Below are 21,349 nucleotides of genomic sequence, written 5' to 3'. Positions count from 1 at the left end.
ATGTTCAACACCATCGTCTCCACCGCGTTGCGCAACCGCCTGATGGTGCTGGTGGCATCGCTGCTGCTGACGCTTTATGGCGCCTTCACCCTGGGGCATCTGTCGGTGGACGTGTTCCCCGACCTGAACCGCCCCACCATCACCTTGATGACCGAAAGCCCCGGCATGGCGCCGGAAGAGGTGGAAAGGCTGGTCAGCTTCCCCATCGAAACCGCCATGAACGGCATGCCGGGGGTGGAACGGGTACGCTCCACCTCTTCCGCCGGTCTGTCGGTGGTGACGGTGGAATTCGGCTGGGGCACGGAGATCTATCGCAACCGCCAGCAGGTGACGGAACGGCTGTCGCTGCTGACCGGGCAGCTGCCGCCCGGTGCGATCCCGCAGATGGGCCCCATCTCCTCCATCATGGGGGAGATCATGATGGTGGCCCTGACCCCGGCACCGGGTGCCAGCATCGACCCGATGCGTCTGCGCGAACTGGGCGACTGGACCCTGCGTCCGCGCCTGCTGTCCATTCCCGGCGTGTCGCAGGTCATCCCCATGGGGGGGGAGGTGCGGCAGTTCCGCGTCGCCCCCGACACCGGCCGCATGGCGCTGCTGGGCGTGACGCTGGAAGAGCTGCGGACGGCGCTGGCCGATTATGGCGGCAATGTCGGCGGCGGTATCGTCGATCGGCAGGGGGAGGAACTGCTGGTCCGTGGTATTGGCCGTACCAATCGGCTGGACGATCTGCGCAAGCTGCCCGTCGCGGCCCGTGATGGCGCCGTGGTCACCCTGGCCGATGTGGCGTTGGTGGACCATGCCGCCCGCCCGCGCCGGGGTGATGCCGGGCTGGATGCCGCCATGGCCGTGCTGGTGTCGGTGCAGAAGCAGCCCGATGCCGACACGCTGACCGTCACCCGTGCCGTGGAACAGGCCTTGGCCGAACTGTCCGTCGGCCTGCCGGAAGGGGTGGCGGCCCCGCATGTCGTCTTCCGCCAGGCCGATTTCATCCAGAACAGCGTCAACAATGTTGAACGCGTGCTGGTGGAGGCCGGCATCGTGGTGGCCGTCATCCTGTTCCTGTTCCTGGGCAATGTCCGCACCACCATCATCAGCCTGACGGCCATTCCCATCTCGCTGCTGGTCACGGTGCTGGTGTTCAAGGCGCTGGGCCTGACCATCAACACCATGACCCTGGGCGGGCTGGCCATCGCCATCGGTGAGCTGGTGGATGACGCCGTGGTGGATGTGGAGAATATCTTCCGTCGCCTGCGCGAGAATGCCGCCCGGCCGGAGCCGCTGCCCACCCTGTCCATCGTGCTGTCGGCCAGCACGGAGGTGCGGTCGGGCATCGTCTATGCCACGGCCATCATCGTGCTGGTCTTCGTGCCTTTGTTCGCCCTGTCGGGGATCGAGGGGCGGCTGTTCGCGCCGCTGGGGGTGGCCTATATCGTGTCGATCCTGGCCAGCCTGGCCACGGCGGTCACGGTCACGCCGGTGCTTTGCTATTACCTGCTGCCCAAGCTGGCGACGGCGGCTGAGCATGACAATGGCTTGGTCCGCCGGCTGAAGGCGGGCAATGACCGGCTGCTGGACTGGGCCTTCGCCCACCGGTCGGCGGTGATCATGTCGGTGGCAGGTGCTGTGCTGGCGGCCCTGGTGGCTGTCCCCTTTCTGCCGCGCGCCTTCCTGCCCGACTTCAACGAAGGCACGGCGACCATCACCCTGGCGCTTAACCCCGGCATCTCGCTGGACCAGTCGGCCTCATTAGGGCGGATGGCGGAAACCCTGGCCCGTCAGGTGCCGGAGGTGACCAGCATCGCACGGCGTACGGGCCGGGCCGAACTGGACGAACATGCCATGGGTGTCCACATGTCGGAGATGGAGGCGCATCTGAAGCCGTCCGGCCGGTCCAAGGCGGAAATCCTGGCCGACCTGCGCGCCCGCCTGTCGGTCCTGCCGGCCAGCGTCAATCTAGGCCAGCCCATTTCCCACCGTCTGGACCATATGCTGTCCGGCGTGCGGGCACAGCTGGCGGTCAAGCTCTATGGCGACGACATGGTCTCGCTGCGCGCGCTAGCTGGCGGGTTGCAGCAGAAATTGTCGGGCATCGAAGGGCTGGTCGATCTGCAGATCGAAAAGCAGGTGCTGATCCCGCAGCTGCGGGTGGAGGTGGACGCCGACAAGGCCCGCGCCCATGGCATCGCCCCGTCGGCCGTGCTGGTCGCCGTTCAGGCACTCAGCAATGGGGAGGTGGTGACGGAGATCATCGATGGTGACCGCCGCCATGATCTGGTCCTGCGTCTGCTGGACAGCGACCGCGACCCGGCGACGCTGGGCCAGGTGCTGATCGACACGGCCCTGGGTCCCGTGCCACTGTCCAACCTGGCGGAGGTGGGGGAGGGCGATGGTCCCAACGAGGTGCTGCGCGAGAATGGCCGCCGCCGTCTGGCCATCCTGGGCAATGGCGACGGCAAGCGCGACATGGCGGCCATCGTCGCCGATATCCGCGCCGTGCTGGCTGCCACGCCCATGCCGCCCGGCACCCACGCCAGCCTGGAAGGCACCTTCCAGGCGCAGGAACAGGCGGCGCGCACCATCGCCGCCCTGTCGGCCGTGTCCTTCGCCCTGATCTTCCTGGTGCTGTACAGCCGCTACCGTTCCGCCGTGCCGGTGCTGATCATCATGGGCACGGTGCCCATGGCCCTGGTCGGGTCGGTGGCGGGCCTGTGGCTGGCGGGGCTGCCGCTGTCGGTGGCCAGCATGGTGGGCTTCATCACGCTGGCCGGGATCGCCACCCGCAACGGCATCCTGAAGATCAGTCACTACATCAATCTCTGCCGGATCGAGGGGGAGGCGTTCGGCCCCGCCATGATCCGGCGTGGCAGCCGGGAACGCCTTGTGCCCGTGCTGATGACGGCCCTGTCCGCCGGTCTGGCGCTGGTGCCGCTGCTGGTGGGGGCCGATGCGCCGGGCAAGGAGATCCTGCATCCCGTCGCCGTCACCATCTTCGGCGGACTGATCAGCGCCACCATCCTGGACACGGTGCTGACACCCTTGCTGTTCGCCCGCTATGGCGGCCCGTCCGTCGAACGGCTGCTCGCCCAATCCACCCCATCCGCCCCCGGCCAGACGGCCGAGGCCTTCTGAGGAGACGCATCATGAAGTCCATTTCCACCCTGGCGCTGGCCGCCCTGCTGACGCTCGCCCCTGTCGCCGCCTTCGGCCATGCCCCGTCCACGGGCGTGCATGGCGGCATGCAGACCCATGCCGGCCCCCTGCACCAGGAACTGGTGATCAAGGATGGCGCCGTGACGATCTATCTGAACAATACCGACGACCAGCCGGTGGAGACGGTTGGGGCGACGGGGACCGTCACCCTGCTGCTCGACGGTACGCCGGTGCAGGTGGCGTTGGCGCCCGGCGGTGCCAACAGCCTGTCCGGCAAGCTGGACCGTGCGGTTCCCGCCGGCACCCGCATCACCACCACAGTGACCCTGGCCGGCAAGGGCGCGCTGCCGGCCCGGTATGAATGGAAGCCGGCGGGTGAGGCTGCTGCGGGCGGGCATGAGGGGCACGCGCATTGAGGGGAATGGCCGCCGTCTTTATGGCGGCGGCCACTCGCCGGATCGCCAGTTTCGGGAAGTCATGGATGACGCGCAGGATGGTGATCTGCTCAACACCATCCTTCCGGATGTGGATCGCATAGGCCAGGATATAGGGCAGGCTCGTCACAAGCTTTTCGAATGTGCCGTTTACCCGGCCGGGACGGCCCAGTGAGCGCTCACCCATGGTTTGTCCCGTGCGTCTGATTTCTGCGACTACCCTGCGGGCGGCAGCAGGATTGTCGGCGGCTATACGGCGGCCGACAGCTTTGATTTCCTCCAACGCGGTGGGCAGCCACAGCACCGGGCGCGTCAACGCGTACCCCGCGCCGCGATGACTTCCTCTATTGCGGCTTCCAGTTCATCCATGGCCCGTTCATGCGGGATGAGATCGGCTGTTTCCATTTCGATCAATGCGGCTTCGATACGCGCCACGTCCTCACCCTCCTGCGACAGGAAAGCTTCGATCGCCTCTGCGACCAATGTATCTTGGCTGCGGTGGGTGCGATGAGCCAGATCGGAGAGCTGAGCTTCAACCTCTGGCTTCAGGCGCACGGTGAGCGTTGTGCCTTCCGGCATGGGGTGCCTTCCTGTGTTTGGGCAATGGTGATCATAGCACATACGATCCTCCATCAAAATCCTTCCGACATCGGATGAATCACTCTTGACGACATCGCTGATCATCCCCATCCTTCTGCTTGTCGACGCAACTTACTGAAAGGAGGTGATCCGATGTCTCGTTCCACTTTGCGGACCCGCGCGGATCTCTCCGGCATCCGGGGCATCTCCGGCTGATCGGAAAAGGTCCGTGAGCGGTTCCACCGCCAAAGCGGATCGTCCATGCGCAATCATGGAAGGCAGGGCCGGTTCCCTTAACGGGGCCGGCCCTGTTTCATGTGGATAACCTAAGCGCGGGAACGCTTCCCCCGTTCCGTTTTGTCCGCCGGCTTGCTATCAAGGCCGGCAGGGAGTTCCACCAAGCATCCGGGTAATTTTGATGAATCGCCAAGATCGCCGCCGTCAGCTTTCCGACCTGACCAAGTCGGACGCGATGTATAACAGCTTCCCGTCCGACATGCGGGCGGCGACGGAGCTGCATCGCCAGGGTCGGTTGAAGGAAGCGGCCGATACGCTGCGCAAGATCACCAAGGTCTATGCCGAGCATCCGGATGTCCGCGTCGCCTGGTCCAACCTGGGCGCCACCCTTCAGGGGCTGGGCAAGGTGGACGATGCCATCGCCGCCCTGAAGAAGGCCCGCGCGCTGAAGCCCGATCATCCGCCCCCGCACCACAATCTGGGCATGGCGCTGGCCCAGCAGGGCAAGCTGGACGAGGCGATCGAGAGCCTGACCCGTGCCGTGGAACTGGATCCGAATTTCCGCGACGCCTGGGCCGGTCTGGCCCTGGTGCGTGAACAGACGGGGGAAATCCCGCTGGCCGCCGAATGCTGGCAGCGGGCGGTGCAGGCTGATCCCAACGCCATCGAGCCGCTGTTCAACCTGGGCAATGCCCTGTTCCGCCTGGGCCAGATGGGTGATGCGGCTGCCGCCTTCCAGGGCTGTCTGGCCCGCCGGCCCAACATGCCTGAAGCCGTCTATGCCCTGGGCCGGGTGCATGAGGAAGCGGGCAATCACGACACCGCCGTGGAGGCCTATCTGGCCGCCACCCGCATCGCCCCGCAGGTTCAGGTCGCCCATGTGCAGCTGGCCGGTCTGATCGTCTCTATCGCCGGTTACGATCTGGCCAAGGCGCAGGGTGTGGCCGACACCTATCGCCAGACCCATCCGGACAGCCCCATCGTCCCGCAGCTTTATGCGCGGCTGGAGGAGATCGCCAAGGCGGCCCCGGCCGCCGAGCCGCTGGCGGAAACGTCTGCCGAGGGCTGATCGCCCGATCAGTAAAAAAAGGCTGCCATCTCCACTGGATGGCGGCCTTATTTTATTTCTTCTGCTGCCGTTCGATCCGCTCATAGGCGGCGTTCAGGGCGGCCATCTTTTCCTGCGCCAGATCGATGAATTCCTGCGGCAGGCCCTTGGCGATCAGGGCGTCGGGATGGTTCTCGCGCACCAGCTTGCGATAGGCGGCCTTCACCGTGGCGAAATTCGCGTCGCGGGGCACGCCCAGGATGGCGTGGGGATCGTCCTCCGGCGCGCTGCCGCCTTCGATCCGCGTGCCATGCTGGCGCCAGACCTGTTCGAATTCGTCGGGCGGGAAGCCGAAGATTTCCGCCACACGGCGCAGGAAGGCCAGTTCGGCCAAATGCACGATGTCGTCGGCCACGGCGATATGGAACAGGCCGGCCAGCAATTCCTCCAGCACCTCCGGCCGGTCCTGGAACATCTGGGCCAGCTGCCTGGCATAGGTTTCGAACCCGGCGCTGTCGCGCTTGGCGGCGTCGAACAGGCGGCCGACATTGCGGATCTCGTTGTCGGGCACATGGAAGACGCGCTTGAAAGCGTCGATTTCCACCCGGTGGACGACGCCGTCGGCCTTGGCCATCTTGGCCGACAGCACGATGACGCCGACGGTGAAGGCGATGGTCTGCGTCTGGTCGGGACGGCCCTGTTCATCCGTGCCGCGCGGCACCTGCTCGGTGGCGCGATATTCATCGACGGCATGGCCCGCCAATGCACCCAGCAGGGCACCCAGCGGCCCGCCCATGGCGAAACCCGCCGCCCCGCCGATGACCTTGCCCCAGATGCTCATGATTGACTGCCTGTCCGCTTCGACCCGCGCCAAGATAGCGGGTAGGGATTGCGATGCAATGATGATGGTAGGTATTTGGTAAGGACCGCCATTTCGGCATGGCTGCCCAAAGCTTCACAGACCGGCATCCCACGCCTATATTGCAGCGCACAAGAACGATCCCGCGCAAAGCCGGGAATGCCTCGGGGAGGGGACACCGAAGGGGATGCGTCCATCTTCTGGTTCCGCCGAGGGTTGTTTCGATGACCGTGTTCCGTCCCCTGCTGCCGTCCGAAGCCGGCCGCTACGCCGTCCATCTCCTGCGCCTACCGGCATCCGACCGCCGTGCCCGTTTCATGGGCGGGTTGTGCGATGCGGCCGTAACCGCACATGTGGACCGTATCGACTGGAGCCGTGCCATCGTTCTGGCCGCGATCGTCGAAGGGGAGGTGCGGGGTGCCGTGGAACTGCGCTTCGGCGGCGGCCGTGCCGAGCTGGCGATTTCCATCGAGGCGGGCTGGCAGAACCAGGGTCTGGGCGGCATGCTGGTCCGCCGTGCCTTCACCATGGCCCGCAATCGGGGCATGAAGGGCATCGAGCTTTACTGCCTGGGTGACAATCACCGCATGCTGCGCATCGCCGGCCGCCTGGAGGCGCTGACCCGCTTCGACGGGGGCGAGGTGCATTGCGATTTCAAGCTGGCCCCGGCCGACGCCTTCTCCCTGGCGCTGGAAGCCATGGACCAGGGTGGCACGGCGCTGACCATGATGCTGGAACCTGCATCCCTGCCGCGCGCCGCCTGACCGTTTCACGCTTCGCGAAACCGGTTTCGCGAAGCGGCCGTTCAGTTGTGCGAAGGGGCTGTTTACCGGAGAGGCTGTAAGGGTGATGCAGGCGGCATCCGCAACCTTCATGGACGCCTCATCCCATGCGCCCCGCCGCTTTCACCATGCTCGCCCTGGCCGTTGCCGCTCCCCTCTTCAGCAGCCGGGCGGCCGATGTCATCCTGGTCATCAGCGACGCCGAGCCCGATGGCCGGACCGTCTTTGCCCAGCTCTGCACCGAAGCGGAGTTCCTGAAACGCTGTACCTTGCGTGAAAAGGCGGCGGCCCATAAGGACACGCTCACCATCAGTTTCAAGGATGTGCCGCCCGGTGCCTATGCCGCCACGGCCTTCCAGGATTTGAACGACAATACCAAGCTGGATCGCGGCACGTTCGGCGCGCCGTCGGAACCCTGGGCCGTCAGCCGCGGCGCCAAGGGTTTCATGGGTCCGCCCGTCTTCATCGATGCCAGGGTGGAGGTGGCGGACAAGCCCCTGACCCTGGAACTGGAGCTGGATTGATGTGGGGAGGACAAGTTCCCCGTTGCGGCAAAGCCCCGCCTGGGCGAAGGGAAGAACCTCTCCATCGTCAGGCAGGTTTCTCATGCGGCGCATCGGCATCATCGGCGGCATGAGCTGGGAATCGACCCAGCTCTACTACCGGCTGGTCAATGAACGGGTGCGCGCGGCGAAGGGCGGCCTGTCATCGGCGCCATTGCTGATCCACTCGGTGGATTTCGCACCGGTGGCGGCGATGCAGGCGGCCGGCGACTGGGACGGGCTGACATCCATGATGGTGGAAGCCGGGTGTGACCTGAAAGCGGCGGGCGTGCAGGCACTGGCGATCGCTACCAACACCATGCACAAGATGGCGGATGCGGTGACGGTCGCCACCGGCCTGCCGCTGATCCATATCGCTGATCCGACGGCGCAGGCCATCCGTGCCGCCGGCCTGTCGCGCGTGGCCCTGCTGGCCACCCGTTTCACCATGGAACAGGATTTCTATCGCGACCGGCTGGCCGCGGCCGGCCTGTCCGTCCTGATACCTGAAGCGGCGGAACGGGCGGAAATCCATCGGATCATCTATGAGGAACTGTGCCGCGGCCTGGTGCGCGATGACAGCCGCGTCCTCTATGCCGGCATTATCCGGGGGCTGCGGGACAAGGGTGCCCAGGCGGTGATCCTGGGCTGTACGGAGATCACGATGCTGGTCCGGCCGCAGGACATGGACCTGCCCCTGTTCGACACTACCGGGCTGCACGCGGCCGCCATCGCCGATTGGGCGATGGCGGCCTGATGCTTGACGCCCCTCGATCGCCGGCGCTGCCGTCCGGCAGTTTGGCTACGCGGCCCTGATATCGGCGAGGAAGCGTTCGACCTGTGTCCTGAGGAGTTCGGATTGCTGGGAGAGTTCCCTTGCGGCGCCAAGGACCTGTGTTGCGGATGCGCCGGTCTGTGCGGCGGCCTCGGTGACCTGGTTGACGTTGGCGCTGACCTCCTGGGTTCCCATGGCGGCCTGGGAGACGTTCCGGCTGATCTCGGAGGTGGATGCACCCTGTTCCTCCATGGCGGCGGCGATGGAGGTGCCGATCTCCGAGACGGACTGGATGGTGGTGCCGATGGAGCGGATGGCGCCGACGGAGCTGTCGGTTGCCTGCTGCACGGCGGTGACCTGTGCGGCGATCTCCTCTGTGGCCTTGGCGGTCTGGTTTGCCAGGGCCTTGACCTCGCTGGCGACGACGGCGAAGCCCTTGCCGGCCTCGCCGGCGCGGGCGGCCTCGATGGTGGCGTTGAGCGCCAGCAGGTTGGTCTGTCCGGCAATGTCCTGGATCAGCTGGACGACGGCACCGATGCGGCCGGCTGCCTCGGCCAGGCCGGCGACGGTGCCGTCGGTCTGGCGGACCTCGGCATAGGCGCGGTCGGATATGGTCTTGGAACGTGTGACCTGGGCGTTGATCTCGGTGATGCTGGCGGTCATCTCCTCCGCGGCGGCGGCCACGGTCTGGACGTTGGCCGTGGTCTGCTCGGCGGCGGCCGCGGCGGCGGCGGCCTGGCGGTTGGTCTCCTCGGCGATGGCGCTCATGCTCTGGGCGGTGGCGTCCAGTTCGGTGGCGGCGGAACTGACGGTGCGCAGCACGGCCGAAGACTGGGTGTCGAAGCCCTGGATCAGGTCGTTGATGCGGGCGGCGCGGGCCTCCTTGGCGGCCTGCTCCTGCTTCTGCGCTTCGGCCAGCTGGTCGGCCTGGATCAGGCCGTCCTTGAACACCTGCACCGCGCGGGCCATGTCGCCGATCTCGTCACCCCGGTTGCCGCCCTCGACGGCGACGGTCAATTCATGCCTGGCCAGACGGTTCATTGTGTCCGTCATGCCGTTAACCGGCTTCACTACACCCGTGACCAAAGACCAGCCAGCGCCGACCGATGCGGCGATGGCAATGGCCAGCACAATGCCGACACTGATCTGACCGAACGAAACGGAACTCTCGATCGTGGCTGCGGCGTTGGCTGCATTCTTCTGATTCACATCGACCAGCGCATTCATTGTGTTCACCATGGCCACGTATATCGGGGCCATTTCATCCCGGACCATGACTATCGCCTGGGTCTGCTGGTTGGCACGCGACAGAACCACAAGCTTCGCCCAAATGGCGTTGCAGGTCGCCAACTGTTCCTGGAGCTTGGCGAAATGCGGCCGTTCCTCAGGCAGGGAAATCAGCTTCTCATAGGCGGTGACAGCCAGGTCGCGTTGCTTGGTCCGTTCATCTATCTGGCTTTCCACCACCTGCATGTCCTTGTCATCGAGAGAAATGACATGCTGGAGTTGAAGGCTGCGTGTCCGCAGGGCTTCTGAATTGAGCAAGGCTAGTGCCTTGATCGATGGCATGGCATCGGCGCTCAATACTCTGGAATCTTCCGCGACGGCATTGAGCCTCGTCAAAGAGAATATTCCGAGCGCAAGGGTCAAAAACAGCACCCCCGCGAAAGCAGCGATGACCCGGGTCCTGATTGTGAGATTCTTCAGCATGGAAGTCACCGTATGGCTTTGTGTGGGGGTGATCCCGATTCCATACGCCTGCGTGCAATGCACCAACAATCTATGCTGCGGGATAGCCATTTTACGCGATGGAAGGCGAACGCCCCGGTAACTTGCCTCAACCCTAGGCGTATCCACGATCTCCCCAGAATCTGTGGATAAGTCTGTGGCTAATGCGCCGGTAAATGTGCCTGCGCATGGCAGGCTGCGGGCTTCCGGGGATTGCCTAATTTTTAATCGATGATGTGATATACTGATCGGCCCTCTACGATGGTTTGGTATATAATGCTTAATAAAAACAATTTGTTATCCGCGTTCTTGGCTGTCGGCGCCGATAATTCGGAGCGAGAAACGGGAAGGGTGCGGCATAGTCTGTTATGCGGGTCGCGCATGCCGATCCGGGGCTGCGAATGGATTTTGTCGGTGCCTGAAGAGGCTGAGGGTGAGGACTGTCCGGTGGACAAGTATTCGCAAGCAGAGCGCGAAGCGTTCCCATGGCGGTCACTTGCTGCTGACCCGGAGATCAGCGGGAACTGATGCTCCCATCCTTTGCTGTGGTGCGGCGCCATGCCGCTTGAACCGGTATCCTATCCGCGTGCGCGTGGATGCGCCTGGTCATAGACGGCCAGCAACTTCTCGGTATCGACATCGGTATAGCGCTGGGTGGTGGACAGGCTGGCATGGCCCAGCAGGTCCTGGATCGCCCGCAGGTCCGCCCCGCTGCCCAGCAGGTGGGTGGCGAAGCTGTGGCGGAGCGCATGGGGCGTGGCACTGTCGGGCAGGCCCAACTGACCGCGCAAGGCTTGCATCTGCCGGCGCGCCACCGACGCGTTCAACCGTTCCCCGCGGCTGCCCAGGAACAGGGCGCCATCATCGGGTGCTGGCACGGGGCAGGCTGCCAGATAATGGGCGACCGCCTGATGCACGGCCGGCAGCACCGGTACCTGCCGCTGCTTAGACCCCTTGCCCAGCACGCGCACGCTGCCCGACCCGGGTGGCAGGTCGTCACGGTTCAGGTTCAGCGCTTCGGAGATTCGCAGGCCGCAGCCATAGAGCAGGGTGAACAGTGCACGGTCGCGCAGGCCCACCCAGGGGGCATCGGGCAGGCCCGCCGCTTCGTCCAGCAAGGTGGCGGCGTCGGGTGCCGTCAGAGGCCGGGGCAGGGACGCCTTCAGCTTGGGTGCTTTCAGGGCACCGACATGCGGATTGTGGACGATGCCGTTGCGGTCCAGCCAGCGGAACAGGTTGCGCACCCCGGCGATGGACCGGGCACGGGTGGCGGCCCCGGCCCCATCCATGGCGCGGTCGGACAGCCAGGCCCGCAGTTCGGCCAGGGACAGCGACCCAAGGTCGTTCAGACCAGGCTTGCGTTCGCGATACTGCGCCATGAAGGAAAGGAAGCCGGCGAGGTCGATATTATAGGCGCGGATGGTGGCGGCGGCGGCCCCCTTCTCCGTCGCCAGCCAGCGCTGCCATTTGTCGATGGCGTCCAGAAGGTCGGCCTGCGCCGCAAATCCCAGGCTGGCGGTCACCAGGCCGGGTCCAGATAGGCGGCGATGACCCGTTCCACCACCCCCGACAGGAACAGCAGCAGGTCGGTGGCCTGTCCGGGATGGAACATGTCGGGATCAGCCGACCCGAAGGCCAGCAGGGCGGGGCCGGCCTCTTCCCCATCGCCCAGGCGCAGACGGACCAGCGCCTGGCTGCGGATCAGCCCGGCCTGGTGCCCCCAGACCTCGATGGAGCCCAGGATATCGGATTGCAGCGCCACGTCAGCGCGGCCCATGACGCGGTTGATGGTTCCGTGATGGGCCATGCCCAGGCCGGCCGGACCGATCGTCGCAACGGGGCCGGCGGGTTGTTCCACCACCAGATTGGCGGCGTCCAGGTCCAGCAGCACGGCCAGATCGCCGGTGATGGCCTGCACCATCGCCTCCAGCCCGCGACAGGACAGCAGATGCAGGACGGCGGCATGGACACGCCGCAGGTTCATCATGTTGGCGCGGGTGGTGTCGACCAGCAATTGCTGCTGGTCGGACAGGCGTCCGACCTCTCCCCGCAGCTTTTCCAGGATGCGTTCGCGGATATCGACGATACCCTGGCCCCGCTCCGGGGCGGCGGGCGACAGCAGATGGCGCAGCAGCTCCGGCCGCCGCGCCAGGAAGTCGGGATGTTCCAGCAGAAAGGCCGCCACGTCATCGGCCGTCAGTTCATCCATCGGGTTGGTGGCGATCTGTCCGGGTCCGGTGCTCATGGGCGGCCTTTCCTTATTATTGTCAATCTACAAACTGTGATCAGCCGCGCTTGGGCAGGGGCTGGTCCAGGATGGTCTGGCCGGTCTTGGCCCAGTCGGACACGAACTGCGCCAGGCCCTTGTCGGTCAGGACATGGCCGGCCAGCTGGCGGATGACATTGGGCGGCATGGTGGCGACATGCGCGCCCATGCGGGCCGATTCCACCACATGGATCGGGTTGCGGACCGAGGCGACCAGGACTTCCGTCGTGAAGGCGGAATAGTTGGAATAAATCTCCACGATCTCCTGGATCAGGCCCAGGCCGTTCTGGCCGATATCATCCAGGCGCCCGACGAACGGGGAGATGAAGGCGGCGCCGGCCTTGGCGGCCAGGATGGCCTGGGCGGCGGAGAAGCACAGTGTCACGTTGACCATGGTGCCTTCATTGGCCAGCGTGCGGCAGACCTTCAGGCCGGCCGGCGTCAGCGGCACCTTCACGGCCACGTTCGACGCGATCTTGGCCAGATGGCGGCCTTCCTTCAGCATCGTGTCGAAATCGGTGGCGGCCACCTCGGCGCTGACCGGGCCTTCGACCACATCGCAGATCTCGCCGATCAGTTCGACGAAGTTGCGGCCGGCCTTGGCGATCAGGGAGGGATTGGTGGTCACGCCGTCCAGCAGGCCGGTGTCGGCCAGGTCGCGGATTTCGGCGAGATCGGCGGTATCGACGAAGAACTTCATGGGATCGGGTCCTGACGGGCTGGGTCTGGGTATCCGGGCAGGTGCCCGGACGCGGGATCGGGTGCCCGGACGGCGCCCGGGCGTGCCGGGAAACTATCAATATCCCGCCCCCGTCGCCAGCGCGGGCGATATCGTCCGCGCGCATGGGTGGCCGGCGGCGGGGATTCTGACAAAACCGGGCCGCCGCTTCAAGGGCTTGCCCTTGGCAAGCGGGCGCGCGGCCCGTAATTTGACCCCCGGGGCGGAACGGAGAATGGACATGGTTGCGGCGATGCGGCTTCGGGCGGTGGATGCGGATGATCTCCGGGTGGTTTCCGCCCTGTTGCAGGACGCGATCATCCCCATCGCCGACATCGCCTATCTGCCGGACGACCAGCTGTTCGTGATGATGGCCAGCCGATTCCAGTGGGAAGGCCCGGCGCCCGATGGCGGCCCCACGCCGGACGAGGGCGGGGAGGGGGCGACGCGCATCCAGTGCGCCGTGCGTTTCACCGGTGTCACTTCCGTACGCCGCCGGGGAATCGACCTGCGTCGGCGCGGCCATTTCCTGTCGCTGCTGGCACTGGAGGCGGCGGCAGGGGCGGTGCTGCTGCGCCTGTCGGGCGGGGCGGACATCAGGCTGGAGGGAGCAGGGATCGAATGCCGCATCGCCGACCAGGGTGAGGCCTGGCCCGCTGCGCGCCGGCCCGAACACGATCTGGACTGATATTCTTAGAACAGCCCCAGGATCCGCTGCTGCTGCTGGACCATCAGGCTGACCATGGTGGTGGCCAGCTGGCTGCGGACATTGGCGGTCAGGACCTGGGCGCTTTCCGCATGCTCGTCGGTGGCGATCAGGTTGCGCGCACCGCTGCGCAGCACGGTGGAGAATTCCGACGAGAAGGTATCGCGCGCACCCAGGATGTCCATGTTGACCTGCAGACTGCGCGTGGCCGTTTCCAGCCTTGCATCGGCCCGCGTCAGGTCCTGCATGGCGACATAGACGTCGCTGCGGTCCCGCCAGCCATTGGCCGACCGGTCGACGCCAAGGCCCAGCGGACCGCTATCGACCCGCACGGCCTTGATGTCCAGCGCGCTGCTGCCATCGGCGTTGAAATTGACGGTCAGGTCGTTCTCCGGCGTCGCCACGCTGTTCTGCCGGGTGGAAACGGTGGCCGTCTCCCCGTCCGCAGCACTGCGCACCACCAGCGTGGTGGCCTGGAACGGCGTGGTCCGCATGGCGGCGACGCGATAGTTCAGGTCGACGCCATTGCCCGGCACGTCGAAATGGATCTTGGCCCCGGCATTGGGGCCGGTGGTCAGCGTATGGATCAGGTCGGTGAAGCCGGCATTGCCGATCGGGATGATCTCCGTCCCGACCTCGCCGGTATCGATCGACGTCTGGGTGATGATGATGTTGCGGGACCCGACACCGGCGCTGTCCGGCCCGCCCACGGAGATGTTGAGGGCCGTATCCACGCGGAAGCCGGTCCAATCGGGGATGTCGTCGAAATTCACCTGCTGCATGGAGGCGGCATCGCTGGCCGTGACCCATGAATCCTGGCCGGTATAGATCTCGATGGTACGGGAGCCGGCCGTGGCATCCTTGTGGAACAGGCCGATGGTCGCGCCATTGTTGACGCCGCCGGACAGGCGGATGACGCTGGGCTGACCGTCACCCTTGTCCTCCACCGTGCCGTTGAACTTGCCCCCCAGGCCGTCGGTGACGGAAACGGTGCGCTTTCCATTGATGGTCTCGCCGTAGACCACGTTCAGTTCCACGCTGCGCTGCCAGCCGCGGACATAGGGATTGGTCAGTTCACCATCGTCCCAGTCGCCATCGGCCACCGTGGACAGCCCACCTTGGCCCGGATTGCGGTTGACGACGAAGGTGGCGCTGCTGGTGACGCCCGCCAGGGACCCGGGCTGGATGCCCGCCGCCGCCGTGCTGGCCAGCGGATCGTTCCCGCCGATGATGACGGTACCGCTTGTCGTATCGCTGTAGGACCAGGTGGTGGCGCCCTGCCCACCGGGCTTCACATACTGGTTCAGGGCCACGGCATTGGCGCCGAACCCGTATTTCTCCACCTCCAGCCGCACGGTATTGTCTTCCAGGTCGCGCGTGACCGCCGGCCCCCGGGTGAGCGCGTTCTTCAGCACGCCCAGATTGCCATAGATGCCCCCCGTGACGATGGCGGCATCCTGGATGCGCGCCGGGTCGATGGACAGGCGCACCGTGCCTTCGTCGAAACGGAAGCTGTTCTCCCCCTCGCGCAGGCGTGATGACGAATCCTGGGTGGAGGCGTCGCGGGTGATGGTGACACCCTTGTTGTTGGTGACGCTGATGCTTAGGTCGATGTCCCGCCGGACCTCCGCCTTCACCACGCCGGCGGGCTGGAGCGCGTTCCGCATGCTGTTGCCATCGACCAGCATGTTGATCTGCGCGCCGGACCGGAATTCGTGCGTCAGCTGGATCTTGTTGCCGCTATCGGCGGCGGCGATCAGCTGTTCCTGGGTCAGCGATGTCGTCCAGCTCTCATCCCCGTCCAGCACAACCAGACGGGCATCGCGGCCCGGTGTGCCGTGCAGTTCGAACTTGATATTGTCCATGCGGCCGGCGGTCAGGCTGTTGACGCCGCCCACCGTCAGCTGCGCCAGGCCCATGGCATCCTGCGTCGCCACGATATCGGCGGCCTCGCCGGTGATGTCGCCGCCGCCCAGCACCTCTATCCGGTAATCATCATTGCGGATGACACCGGTCATCTCGACCTTGGTGATGCCGGTGATCTCCGCCGCCTCGCGCAGGCTTTCATCGGTGGCGGAATATGTGGCCGGCTGGGCGCGCAGCAGGTTCTTGCCGCCATAGGAACTGTCGCCGACGATTTCGTCGACCTTCTCCAGGATGGTGTTGAACTGTTCGGCCAGGCTCTTGCGGGCGGCGATGGCGCCCGGCGTGTTGTCCAGCGTCGACAGCGCGACGGAGGTCAGGCCGCGCGCCTGATCCATCATGGCCTTCACCGATTCAACACCCTTGCTGGCGGCCTGCAAGGTGGAGATGGCCTGCGCGATCCCGGATTTCAGCTTGTCCAGGTCGCCCGCCTTCTGGTTCAGGTCGCGGGCCTTGAAGAATTGCTGGGGGCCTTCGATGGCGCTGTTGATCTTTTGCCCGCTGGCCAGCCGCTTCAGCGCCGAATTCTGGTCAGCCGTCAGGGTTCGCAGCATCATGGTCGTGCTGCGCAGAGATGCCGGCAAATTGACCGACATGTCCACCATACCTGTGCCGCCCTTTAGGCTGACGTTACGGGGCCGGCCCCATCGCTGAAACCGACATCAAAGCCCCAGGAATTCTTCCTGCCAACTTTAACCATATAGATTTACCTAAAAAGCGATGAAACGTCCAGTGTCCGTCTTTGATTTCCGCACCTGTCCGAAAACGGACACTGTTCATTTCCGGACAACGGGCGCGGCGAACTTTTCCGTTCAATATCAATGCAATGATGGTTGGCACGCCGGTTGCCATTACCGGGGTGGAATGCCGGGAACGAGACCGGCGGCAACGGGATGCGAAGATCATGCGCCAGATGGAAACGATGGGCGATGAAGCGGTGCTTCTGGACCGGGTGGAGGATGCGGTGCTGAGCGTCCATCCCGACCTGTGGCTGGGGGCCCTGGCTCTGGTTCTGGCCATCAACTGGCTGGCCTGACGCACGAACGGATTTCAGGGTAGGGAGTGGCATCATGGCGATGGATCGCCGGATCGAAAAGACGGGTTTGCAGAAGCATAAGAAGGCCATCGCCGTTGCCGCCGTTGCCCTGCTGGTGGGTGCCGGCGGCCTTTATCTGGCGCTGGGCGGCACAGGTGGACAGACGGTGCGTGTGGCGGAAGACCGCCTGATCGTTTCCACCGTCAACCAGGGCCAGTTCGAGGATTTCATCCCGGTGCGCGGTTCGGTCGAACCCTTGACCAGCATCTTCCTGGACAGTGTCGAAGGTGGCCGCGTGGAGCGCCGCTTCGCCGAGGCCGGTCAGTTCGTGAAGGCCGGCCAGCCCCTGCTGGAACTGACCAATACCGATTTGCAGCTGGAAGTGATCAGCCGTGAGGCCCAGGTGATCGAGCAGCTGAACCAGCTGCGCACAGTCGAACTGAACCTTGAGGTCACCCGCCTGAACAACCGCCAGAACCTGGTGGAGGTGGAATACAAGCTGGTGCAGCTGAAGCGCACGCTGGACCGTCGGGCAGAGCTGATCAAGAGCAAGGCCATCAGCCAGGCGCAGTATGACGAGGCCCAGGACGAATACACCTATCTCCAGCGCCGCCGTGACGTGCTGAAGGAGACGCAGACCGTCACCGACCGGCTGCGCGATGAACAGTTCGGCAAGCTGAAGGAGAGCACGGGCAAGCTTCAGGAGAACCTGGAATTCGCCCGCCGCAACCTGGACAATCTGATCGTCAAGGCACCGGTCGACGGCCAGCTGACCTCGCTGGAAGCCGAGGTCGGCCAGAACAAGACCCGTGGCGAGCGGCTGGGCCGCATCGACCGCATGGACGGGTTCAAGGTTGTGGCCCAGGTCGATGAATTCTACCTGCCACGCCTGACCACGGGCCAGACGGCGGAAGTGGCGATCGGGTCGGGCAACTACGTCCTGCGCGTCGCCAAGATTTTCCCGCAGGTCCGTGACGGCCAGTTCCGGGTGGAACTGGAATTCGCCAGCGAAGCGCCCAAGGACATCCGCCCCGGCCAGAGCCTGCAGCTCCGCCTGAAGCTGGGTGACACGACCACGGCGCTGCTGATCCCCAATGGCGCCTTCTATCAGGACACGGGTGGCGCCTGGCTGTTCGTCGTCGGTTCCGACGGCCAGTACGCCACCAAGCGCAATGTGCAGCTGGGCCGCCGCAACGCCCAGGTGATCGAGGTCAAGAGCGGCCTGGACAAGGGTGAGCGGGTGGTCACGTCGGCCTATGGCGACATGATCCGCATGGATCGCATCCAACTGAATTGAAACGATAAATCGTTACGAAACGCAGCAGCAGGAAGGAACGAAAGAGATGTTGAAGCTGGTTGATCTGATCAAGGCCTACCGCACCGAGGAAGTGGAAACCACGGCGCTGAATTCCGTGAACATCCATGTCCGCGATGGCGAATTCGTCGCCATCATGGGTCCGTCGGGCTGCGGCAAGTCCTCTCTGTTGAACATCATCGGCATGCTGGATACGCCGTCGGGCGGCCAGTACTGGTTCAACGGGGAAGAGGTGTCGAAGTACGGGGAGCGCAAGCTGGCCGACATCCGCAAGAAGAATATCGGCTTCATCTTCCAGAGCTTCAACCTGATCGACGAGTTGACCGTGTTCGAGAATGTCGAGCTGGCGCTGCTCTATCACGACATCCCGGCGCGCGAGCGCAAGGAGCGGGTGAAGGCCGCCCTGGAGAAGGTGAATATCGGTCACCGCGAAAGCCACCTGCCGCAGCAGCTTTCCGGCGGTCAGCAGCAGCGTGTGGCAATCGCTCGCGCCGTGGTCGCCAAGCCCAAGATGCTGCTGGCGGACGAACCGACCGGTAACCTGGACAGCGCCAATGGCGACGAGGTCATGCGTATGCTGACCGACCTGAACGCCGAGGGCACGACCATCGTCATGGTCACCCACTCCATGCCGCACGCCCAGTACGCGACGCGCATCATCAACCTGTTCGACGGACAGGTCGTGGCCGAGAACCTGCGCGCAGCGTAATCACCCGGGGTTGGGGGCGTATCGCCATGTTGAAGAACTACCTGATGGTTGCGTTCCGCAACCTGTTGAAACACAAGCTTTATTCGGCGATTAACATTTCCGGTCTGGCTGTGGGTCTGGCCACCTGTGTGCTGATCCTGCTGTTCGTGCGCAACGAGACGACGCATGACCGTTTCTTCACCGATGCCGACCGGCTGTACCAGGTGGTGATCCGGGCGCAGCTGCCGGGCCGTCAGGCCGACAATGTCGCCTCCACCATGCTGCCGCTAGCCGCTGCGCTGAAGGAAAGCTTCCCGGAAATCGAAAAGACGGCCCGTGTCGTGCAGAGCCCGACCGTGTTCAAGCGCGGGGACGAGAGCTTTTCCGAACAGGTGCGGCTGGTCGATCCCGACTTCTTCCGCATGTTCGATTTCACGTTCCTGCGCGGCGACCGGATGACGGCGCTGGACCAGCCCAACGGCATCGTCCTGACGCAGAGCATGGCGAAGAAGTATTTCAAGGACAGCGATCCCCTGGGCCAGACGCTGGAGATCGACGGGGGGGAACCGGCCAAGGTAACGGGCGTGATCCCGGACATGCCGTCCGACACGCATTTCGACCTGGAGATCATCCGTCCCTATGCCGCCGTGGGCACCGCCCTGCGCGGGTTGGAAAACAACTGGGGTGGCATCTGCTGTGAAACCTATCTGCTGCTGAAGCCGGGGGCGGACGCGGCCGCCATCAACGCCCGCCTGCCGGCCTGGATCAAGACGGCCGCGCCTACGTTGAATTCCCCCCAGGGCAGCGTGAACCTGGGTGAGATATTCACGCCGCGCATCCGCAACGTGAAGGACATCCACACCGATCCGGTGCAGTCCTCCATGCGCCCCTCCACCTCCTATGCCGAGATTCTGACCTTCGCGGCGGTGGCGGTGCTGGTGCTGGCCATCGCGTCGATCAACTTCATGAACCTGGCGACGGCGCGGGCCACCCAGCGCGCCCGGGAGGTCAGTGTGCGCAAGGTGGTGGGCGCCAGCCGCGGCCAGATCATCATGCAGTTCATCGGGGAGAGCCTGTTGCTGACCCTGATCGGCCTGCTGCTGTCCATCGCTCTGGTGGAACTGACCCTGCCCGCATATTCCGCCTTCCTGGACAAGGAACTGACCTTCAACCTGTTCACCGATCCGCTGCTGGGGCCGGCCCTGCTGGGTCTGGCGCTGGTGGTCGGTATCGCCGGTGGTGCCTATCCGGCCTTCTTCCTGTCCAGCTTCAACCCGGCGCGCGTGCTGAAGGGTGCGTCGTCGGGTGTGGGCGGCGGATCGGGGCGGCTGCGCATGGCGCTGGTGGTGGTGCAGTTCGCCATCTCCATCTCGCTGATGGTGGCCACCACCGTGGTCTATGGCCAGCTGCTCTATGCCCAGAACAAGAATCTGGGCTTTGACAAGGAAAACACCGTCATCCTGACCGGCTTCCCCCGTGGTGCCGACCGGGAGCGTCAGCAGACCATGGTCAACACCATGGCCAAGCTGGACGGCGTCTCCCATGCGGCCGGTACCGACGTGACGCCGGGTGACGGCAACGAGAACAATACCAATGTGCGCATGCCCGGTGCCGATCCCAACCAGCTGCTGGTTCTGCGCCAGGCCACGGTGGATTGGGATTATGTGAAGACCCTGGGCCTTCAGCTTGTCGCCGGCCGCGATTTCGATCGCAACCGTCCGGCCGATCAGCTGGTCCTGCCGCCGCCGCCGGCCCCCGGCGCCGCCCCGGCAGCCAACAATGGTGAACGCCCGACCTATGCCGCGTCCGTCATCCTGAACGAGGCCGCCGTGAAGCGTCTGGGCTTCACCAGCAACGAGGATGCGCTGGGCAAGGAGTTCGAGGCGGGTGGCGGCAACAGCACGCTGAAGCTGACCATCATCGGCGTCATCGCGGATTTCCACTTCCGCTCCGTCCATGACCCGATCGCGCCCGGCATGTTCTATGTCGATAATGGCAGCTTCACCGACGTGCTGGTCCGCATCAAGGCGGGCGACACCCAGAAGACGCTGGCCGCCGTGGAACGCGTCTGGCGGGAAATGTACCCGACCCGGCCCGTGCAGCGGGAGTTCCTGGATACCCGCATCCAGAACCTCTATGTGCGGGAAGCCAAGACCTCGCAGATGTTCGCCACCTTCTCCGGTCTGGCCATCCTGATCGCCTGTCTGGGCCTGTTCGGTCTGGCCAGCTTCACGGCCGAACGCCGGACGAAGGAGATCGGGCTGCGCAAGGTGCTGGGCGCCAGCGTCACGGACATTGTCCGCCTGCTGGTCTGGCAGTTCAGCAAGCCCGTGCTGGTCGCCAACCTGATCGCCTGGCCGGTGGCCTGGTACTTCATGAATGACTGGCTGAACGGCTTCACCTTCCGCATCGACCTGAACCCGCTGCTGTTCGTGGCGGCGGGTGCGGTGGCCCTGGCCATCGCCTGGCTGACGGTCGGCCTGCACGCCGCCCGCGTGGCCCAGGCCAAGCCGGTGACGGCACTTCGGTACGAGTGAGTGAGCGCCCTTGGCAGACCCGG

Annotated in this window: 19 protein-coding genes; 11 read left to right on the top strand and 8 right to left on the bottom strand. The window is 65.0% G+C overall.

Annotated features, from left to right (window positions below; genetic code table 11):
• Both ACM9HJ_RS14425 and ACM9HJ_RS14420 read left to right on the top strand, forming a co-directional pair.
• The gene (locus ACM9HJ_RS14425; RefSeq protein WP_416572436.1) at nt 1-3,132 is read left to right on the top strand and encodes an efflux RND transporter permease subunit; all 3,132 of its coding nucleotides are present in this window, start codon (nt 1-3) and stop codon (nt 3,130-3,132) included.
• Between the two features lie 11 nt (nt 3,133-3,143).
• Complete coding sequence (locus tag ACM9HJ_RS14420) at nt 3,144-3,569, top strand: hypothetical protein (RefSeq protein WP_416572435.1); 426 nt, start codon at nt 3,144-3,146, stop codon at nt 3,567-3,569.
• On the opposite strand, the gene ACM9HJ_RS14415 is transcribed toward ACM9HJ_RS14420, so the two are convergent.
• Nucleotides 3,463-3,891, bottom strand: a complete 429-nt coding sequence (locus ACM9HJ_RS14415; protein WP_416572506.1) for a type II toxin-antitoxin system RelE/ParE family toxin — start codon at nt 3,889-3,891, stop codon at nt 3,463-3,465. The two genes, ACM9HJ_RS14420 and ACM9HJ_RS14415, sit on opposite strands and share 107 nt — an antisense overlap.
• Before the next feature lie 8 nt (nt 3,892-3,899).
• Nucleotides 3,900-4,271, bottom strand: a complete 372-nt coding sequence (locus ACM9HJ_RS14410; protein WP_416572434.1) for a CopG family ribbon-helix-helix protein — start codon at nt 4,269-4,271, stop codon at nt 3,900-3,902.
• A gap of 313 nt (nt 4,272-4,584) precedes the next feature.
• On the opposite strand from ACM9HJ_RS14410, the gene ACM9HJ_RS14405 reads away from it, so the two are divergent.
• Nucleotides 4,585-5,472 (top strand): tetratricopeptide repeat protein, encoded by an 888-nt coding sequence (locus ACM9HJ_RS14405; protein WP_416572433.1) that lies wholly within the window; start codon nt 4,585-4,587, stop codon nt 5,470-5,472.
• A 52-nt stretch (nt 5,473-5,524) separates the two neighbouring features.
• Here the strand turns inward: ACM9HJ_RS14405 and ACM9HJ_RS14400 are convergent, their stop codons facing one another.
• On the bottom strand, nt 5,525-6,292 hold the full coding sequence (locus tag ACM9HJ_RS14400; protein ID WP_416572432.1) for a TerB family tellurite resistance protein: 768 nt from the start codon (nt 6,290-6,292) through the stop codon (nt 5,525-5,527).
• 242 nt (nt 6,293-6,534) lie between these two features.
• Between ACM9HJ_RS14400 and ACM9HJ_RS14395 the strand changes: the two genes are divergently transcribed.
• From ACM9HJ_RS14395 to ACM9HJ_RS14385, 3 genes are all read left to right on the top strand, one after another.
• Nucleotides 6,535-7,074 carry a GNAT family N-acetyltransferase gene (locus ACM9HJ_RS14395; RefSeq protein ID WP_416572431.1) on the top strand — a complete coding sequence of 180 codons (540 nt, stop codon included), beginning with the start codon at nt 6,535-6,537 and terminating at the stop codon, nt 7,072-7,074.
• 125 nt (nt 7,075-7,199) lie between these two features.
• Complete coding sequence (locus ACM9HJ_RS14390; RefSeq protein ID WP_416572430.1) at nt 7,200-7,616, top strand: DUF2141 domain-containing protein; 417 nt, start codon at nt 7,200-7,202, stop codon at nt 7,614-7,616.
• Between the two features lie 82 nt (nt 7,617-7,698).
• Complete coding sequence (locus ACM9HJ_RS14385) at nt 7,699-8,391, top strand: aspartate/glutamate racemase family protein (protein ID WP_416572429.1); 693 nt, start codon at nt 7,699-7,701, stop codon at nt 8,389-8,391.
• Between the two features lie 45 nt (nt 8,392-8,436).
• Here ACM9HJ_RS14385 and ACM9HJ_RS14380 read toward each other — a convergent pair whose 3' ends face one another.
• The 4 genes from ACM9HJ_RS14380 to fsa form a co-directional block, all read right to left on the bottom strand.
• On the bottom strand, nt 8,437-10,119 hold the full coding sequence (locus tag ACM9HJ_RS14380; RefSeq protein WP_416572428.1) for a methyl-accepting chemotaxis protein: 1,683 nt from the start codon (nt 10,117-10,119) through the stop codon (nt 8,437-8,439).
• Between the two features lie 596 nt (nt 10,120-10,715).
• A complete protein-coding gene (locus tag ACM9HJ_RS14375; protein ID WP_416572427.1) occupies nt 10,716-11,660 on the bottom strand; it encodes a tyrosine recombinase XerC in 945 nt (314 codons plus the stop codon).
• Nucleotides 11,657-12,382 carry a DUF484 family protein gene (locus tag ACM9HJ_RS14370; protein ID WP_416572426.1) on the bottom strand — a complete coding sequence of 242 codons (726 nt, stop codon included), beginning with the start codon at nt 12,380-12,382 and terminating at the stop codon, nt 11,657-11,659. The genes ACM9HJ_RS14375 and ACM9HJ_RS14370 overlap by 4 nt, the downstream gene beginning before the upstream one ends.
• Before the next feature lie 40 nt (nt 12,383-12,422).
• Nucleotides 12,423-13,103: a fructose-6-phosphate aldolase gene (gene fsa / locus ACM9HJ_RS14365; protein WP_416572425.1), complete on the bottom strand. Its 681-nt coding sequence runs from the start codon at nt 13,101-13,103 to the stop codon at nt 12,423-12,425.
• 253 nt (nt 13,104-13,356) lie between these two features.
• Between fsa and ACM9HJ_RS14360 the strand changes: the two genes are divergently transcribed.
• Nucleotides 13,357-13,809, top strand: a complete 453-nt coding sequence (locus ACM9HJ_RS14360) for a DUF2948 family protein (RefSeq protein WP_416572424.1) — start codon at nt 13,357-13,359, stop codon at nt 13,807-13,809.
• A 5-nt stretch (nt 13,810-13,814) separates the two neighbouring features.
• Here the strand turns inward: ACM9HJ_RS14360 and ACM9HJ_RS14355 are convergent, their stop codons facing one another.
• The gene (locus tag ACM9HJ_RS14355; protein WP_416572423.1) at nt 13,815-16,346 is read right to left on the bottom strand and encodes a flagellin; all 2,532 of its coding nucleotides are present in this window, start codon (nt 16,344-16,346) and stop codon (nt 13,815-13,817) included.
• A 308-nt stretch (nt 16,347-16,654) separates the two neighbouring features.
• Between ACM9HJ_RS14355 and ACM9HJ_RS14350 the strand changes: the two genes are divergently transcribed.
• Genes ACM9HJ_RS14350 through ACM9HJ_RS14335 form a run of 4 tightly spaced genes read left to right on the top strand, consistent with a single transcriptional unit; the run spans nt 16,655 to nt 21,326 of the window.
• The gene (locus ACM9HJ_RS14350) at nt 16,655-16,786 is read left to right on the top strand and encodes a hypothetical protein (protein WP_416572422.1); all 132 of its coding nucleotides are present in this window, start codon (nt 16,655-16,657) and stop codon (nt 16,784-16,786) included.
• A 34-nt stretch (nt 16,787-16,820) separates the two neighbouring features.
• Nucleotides 16,821-18,083, top strand: coding sequence for an efflux RND transporter periplasmic adaptor subunit (locus ACM9HJ_RS14345; RefSeq protein ID WP_416572421.1), 1,263 nt, complete (start codon nt 16,821-16,823; stop codon nt 18,081-18,083).
• A gap of 46 nt (nt 18,084-18,129) precedes the next feature.
• Nucleotides 18,130-18,810: an ABC transporter ATP-binding protein gene (locus tag ACM9HJ_RS14340; RefSeq protein ID WP_416572420.1), complete on the top strand. Its 681-nt coding sequence runs from the start codon at nt 18,130-18,132 to the stop codon at nt 18,808-18,810.
• 26 nt (nt 18,811-18,836) lie between these two features.
• Nucleotides 18,837-21,326: an ABC transporter permease gene (locus tag ACM9HJ_RS14335; RefSeq protein WP_416572419.1), complete on the top strand. Its 2,490-nt coding sequence runs from the start codon at nt 18,837-18,839 to the stop codon at nt 21,324-21,326.
• Nucleotides 21,327-21,349 lie beyond the last annotated feature (23 nt).

This window comes from Niveispirillum sp. KHB5.9 (assembly GCF_048066115.1).
Lineage (GTDB): Bacteria > Pseudomonadota > Alphaproteobacteria > Azospirillales > Azospirillaceae > Niveispirillum.
Note: the sequence above shows the minus strand (reverse complement) of the source record. Positions and strands in the feature narration are given on the sequence as shown.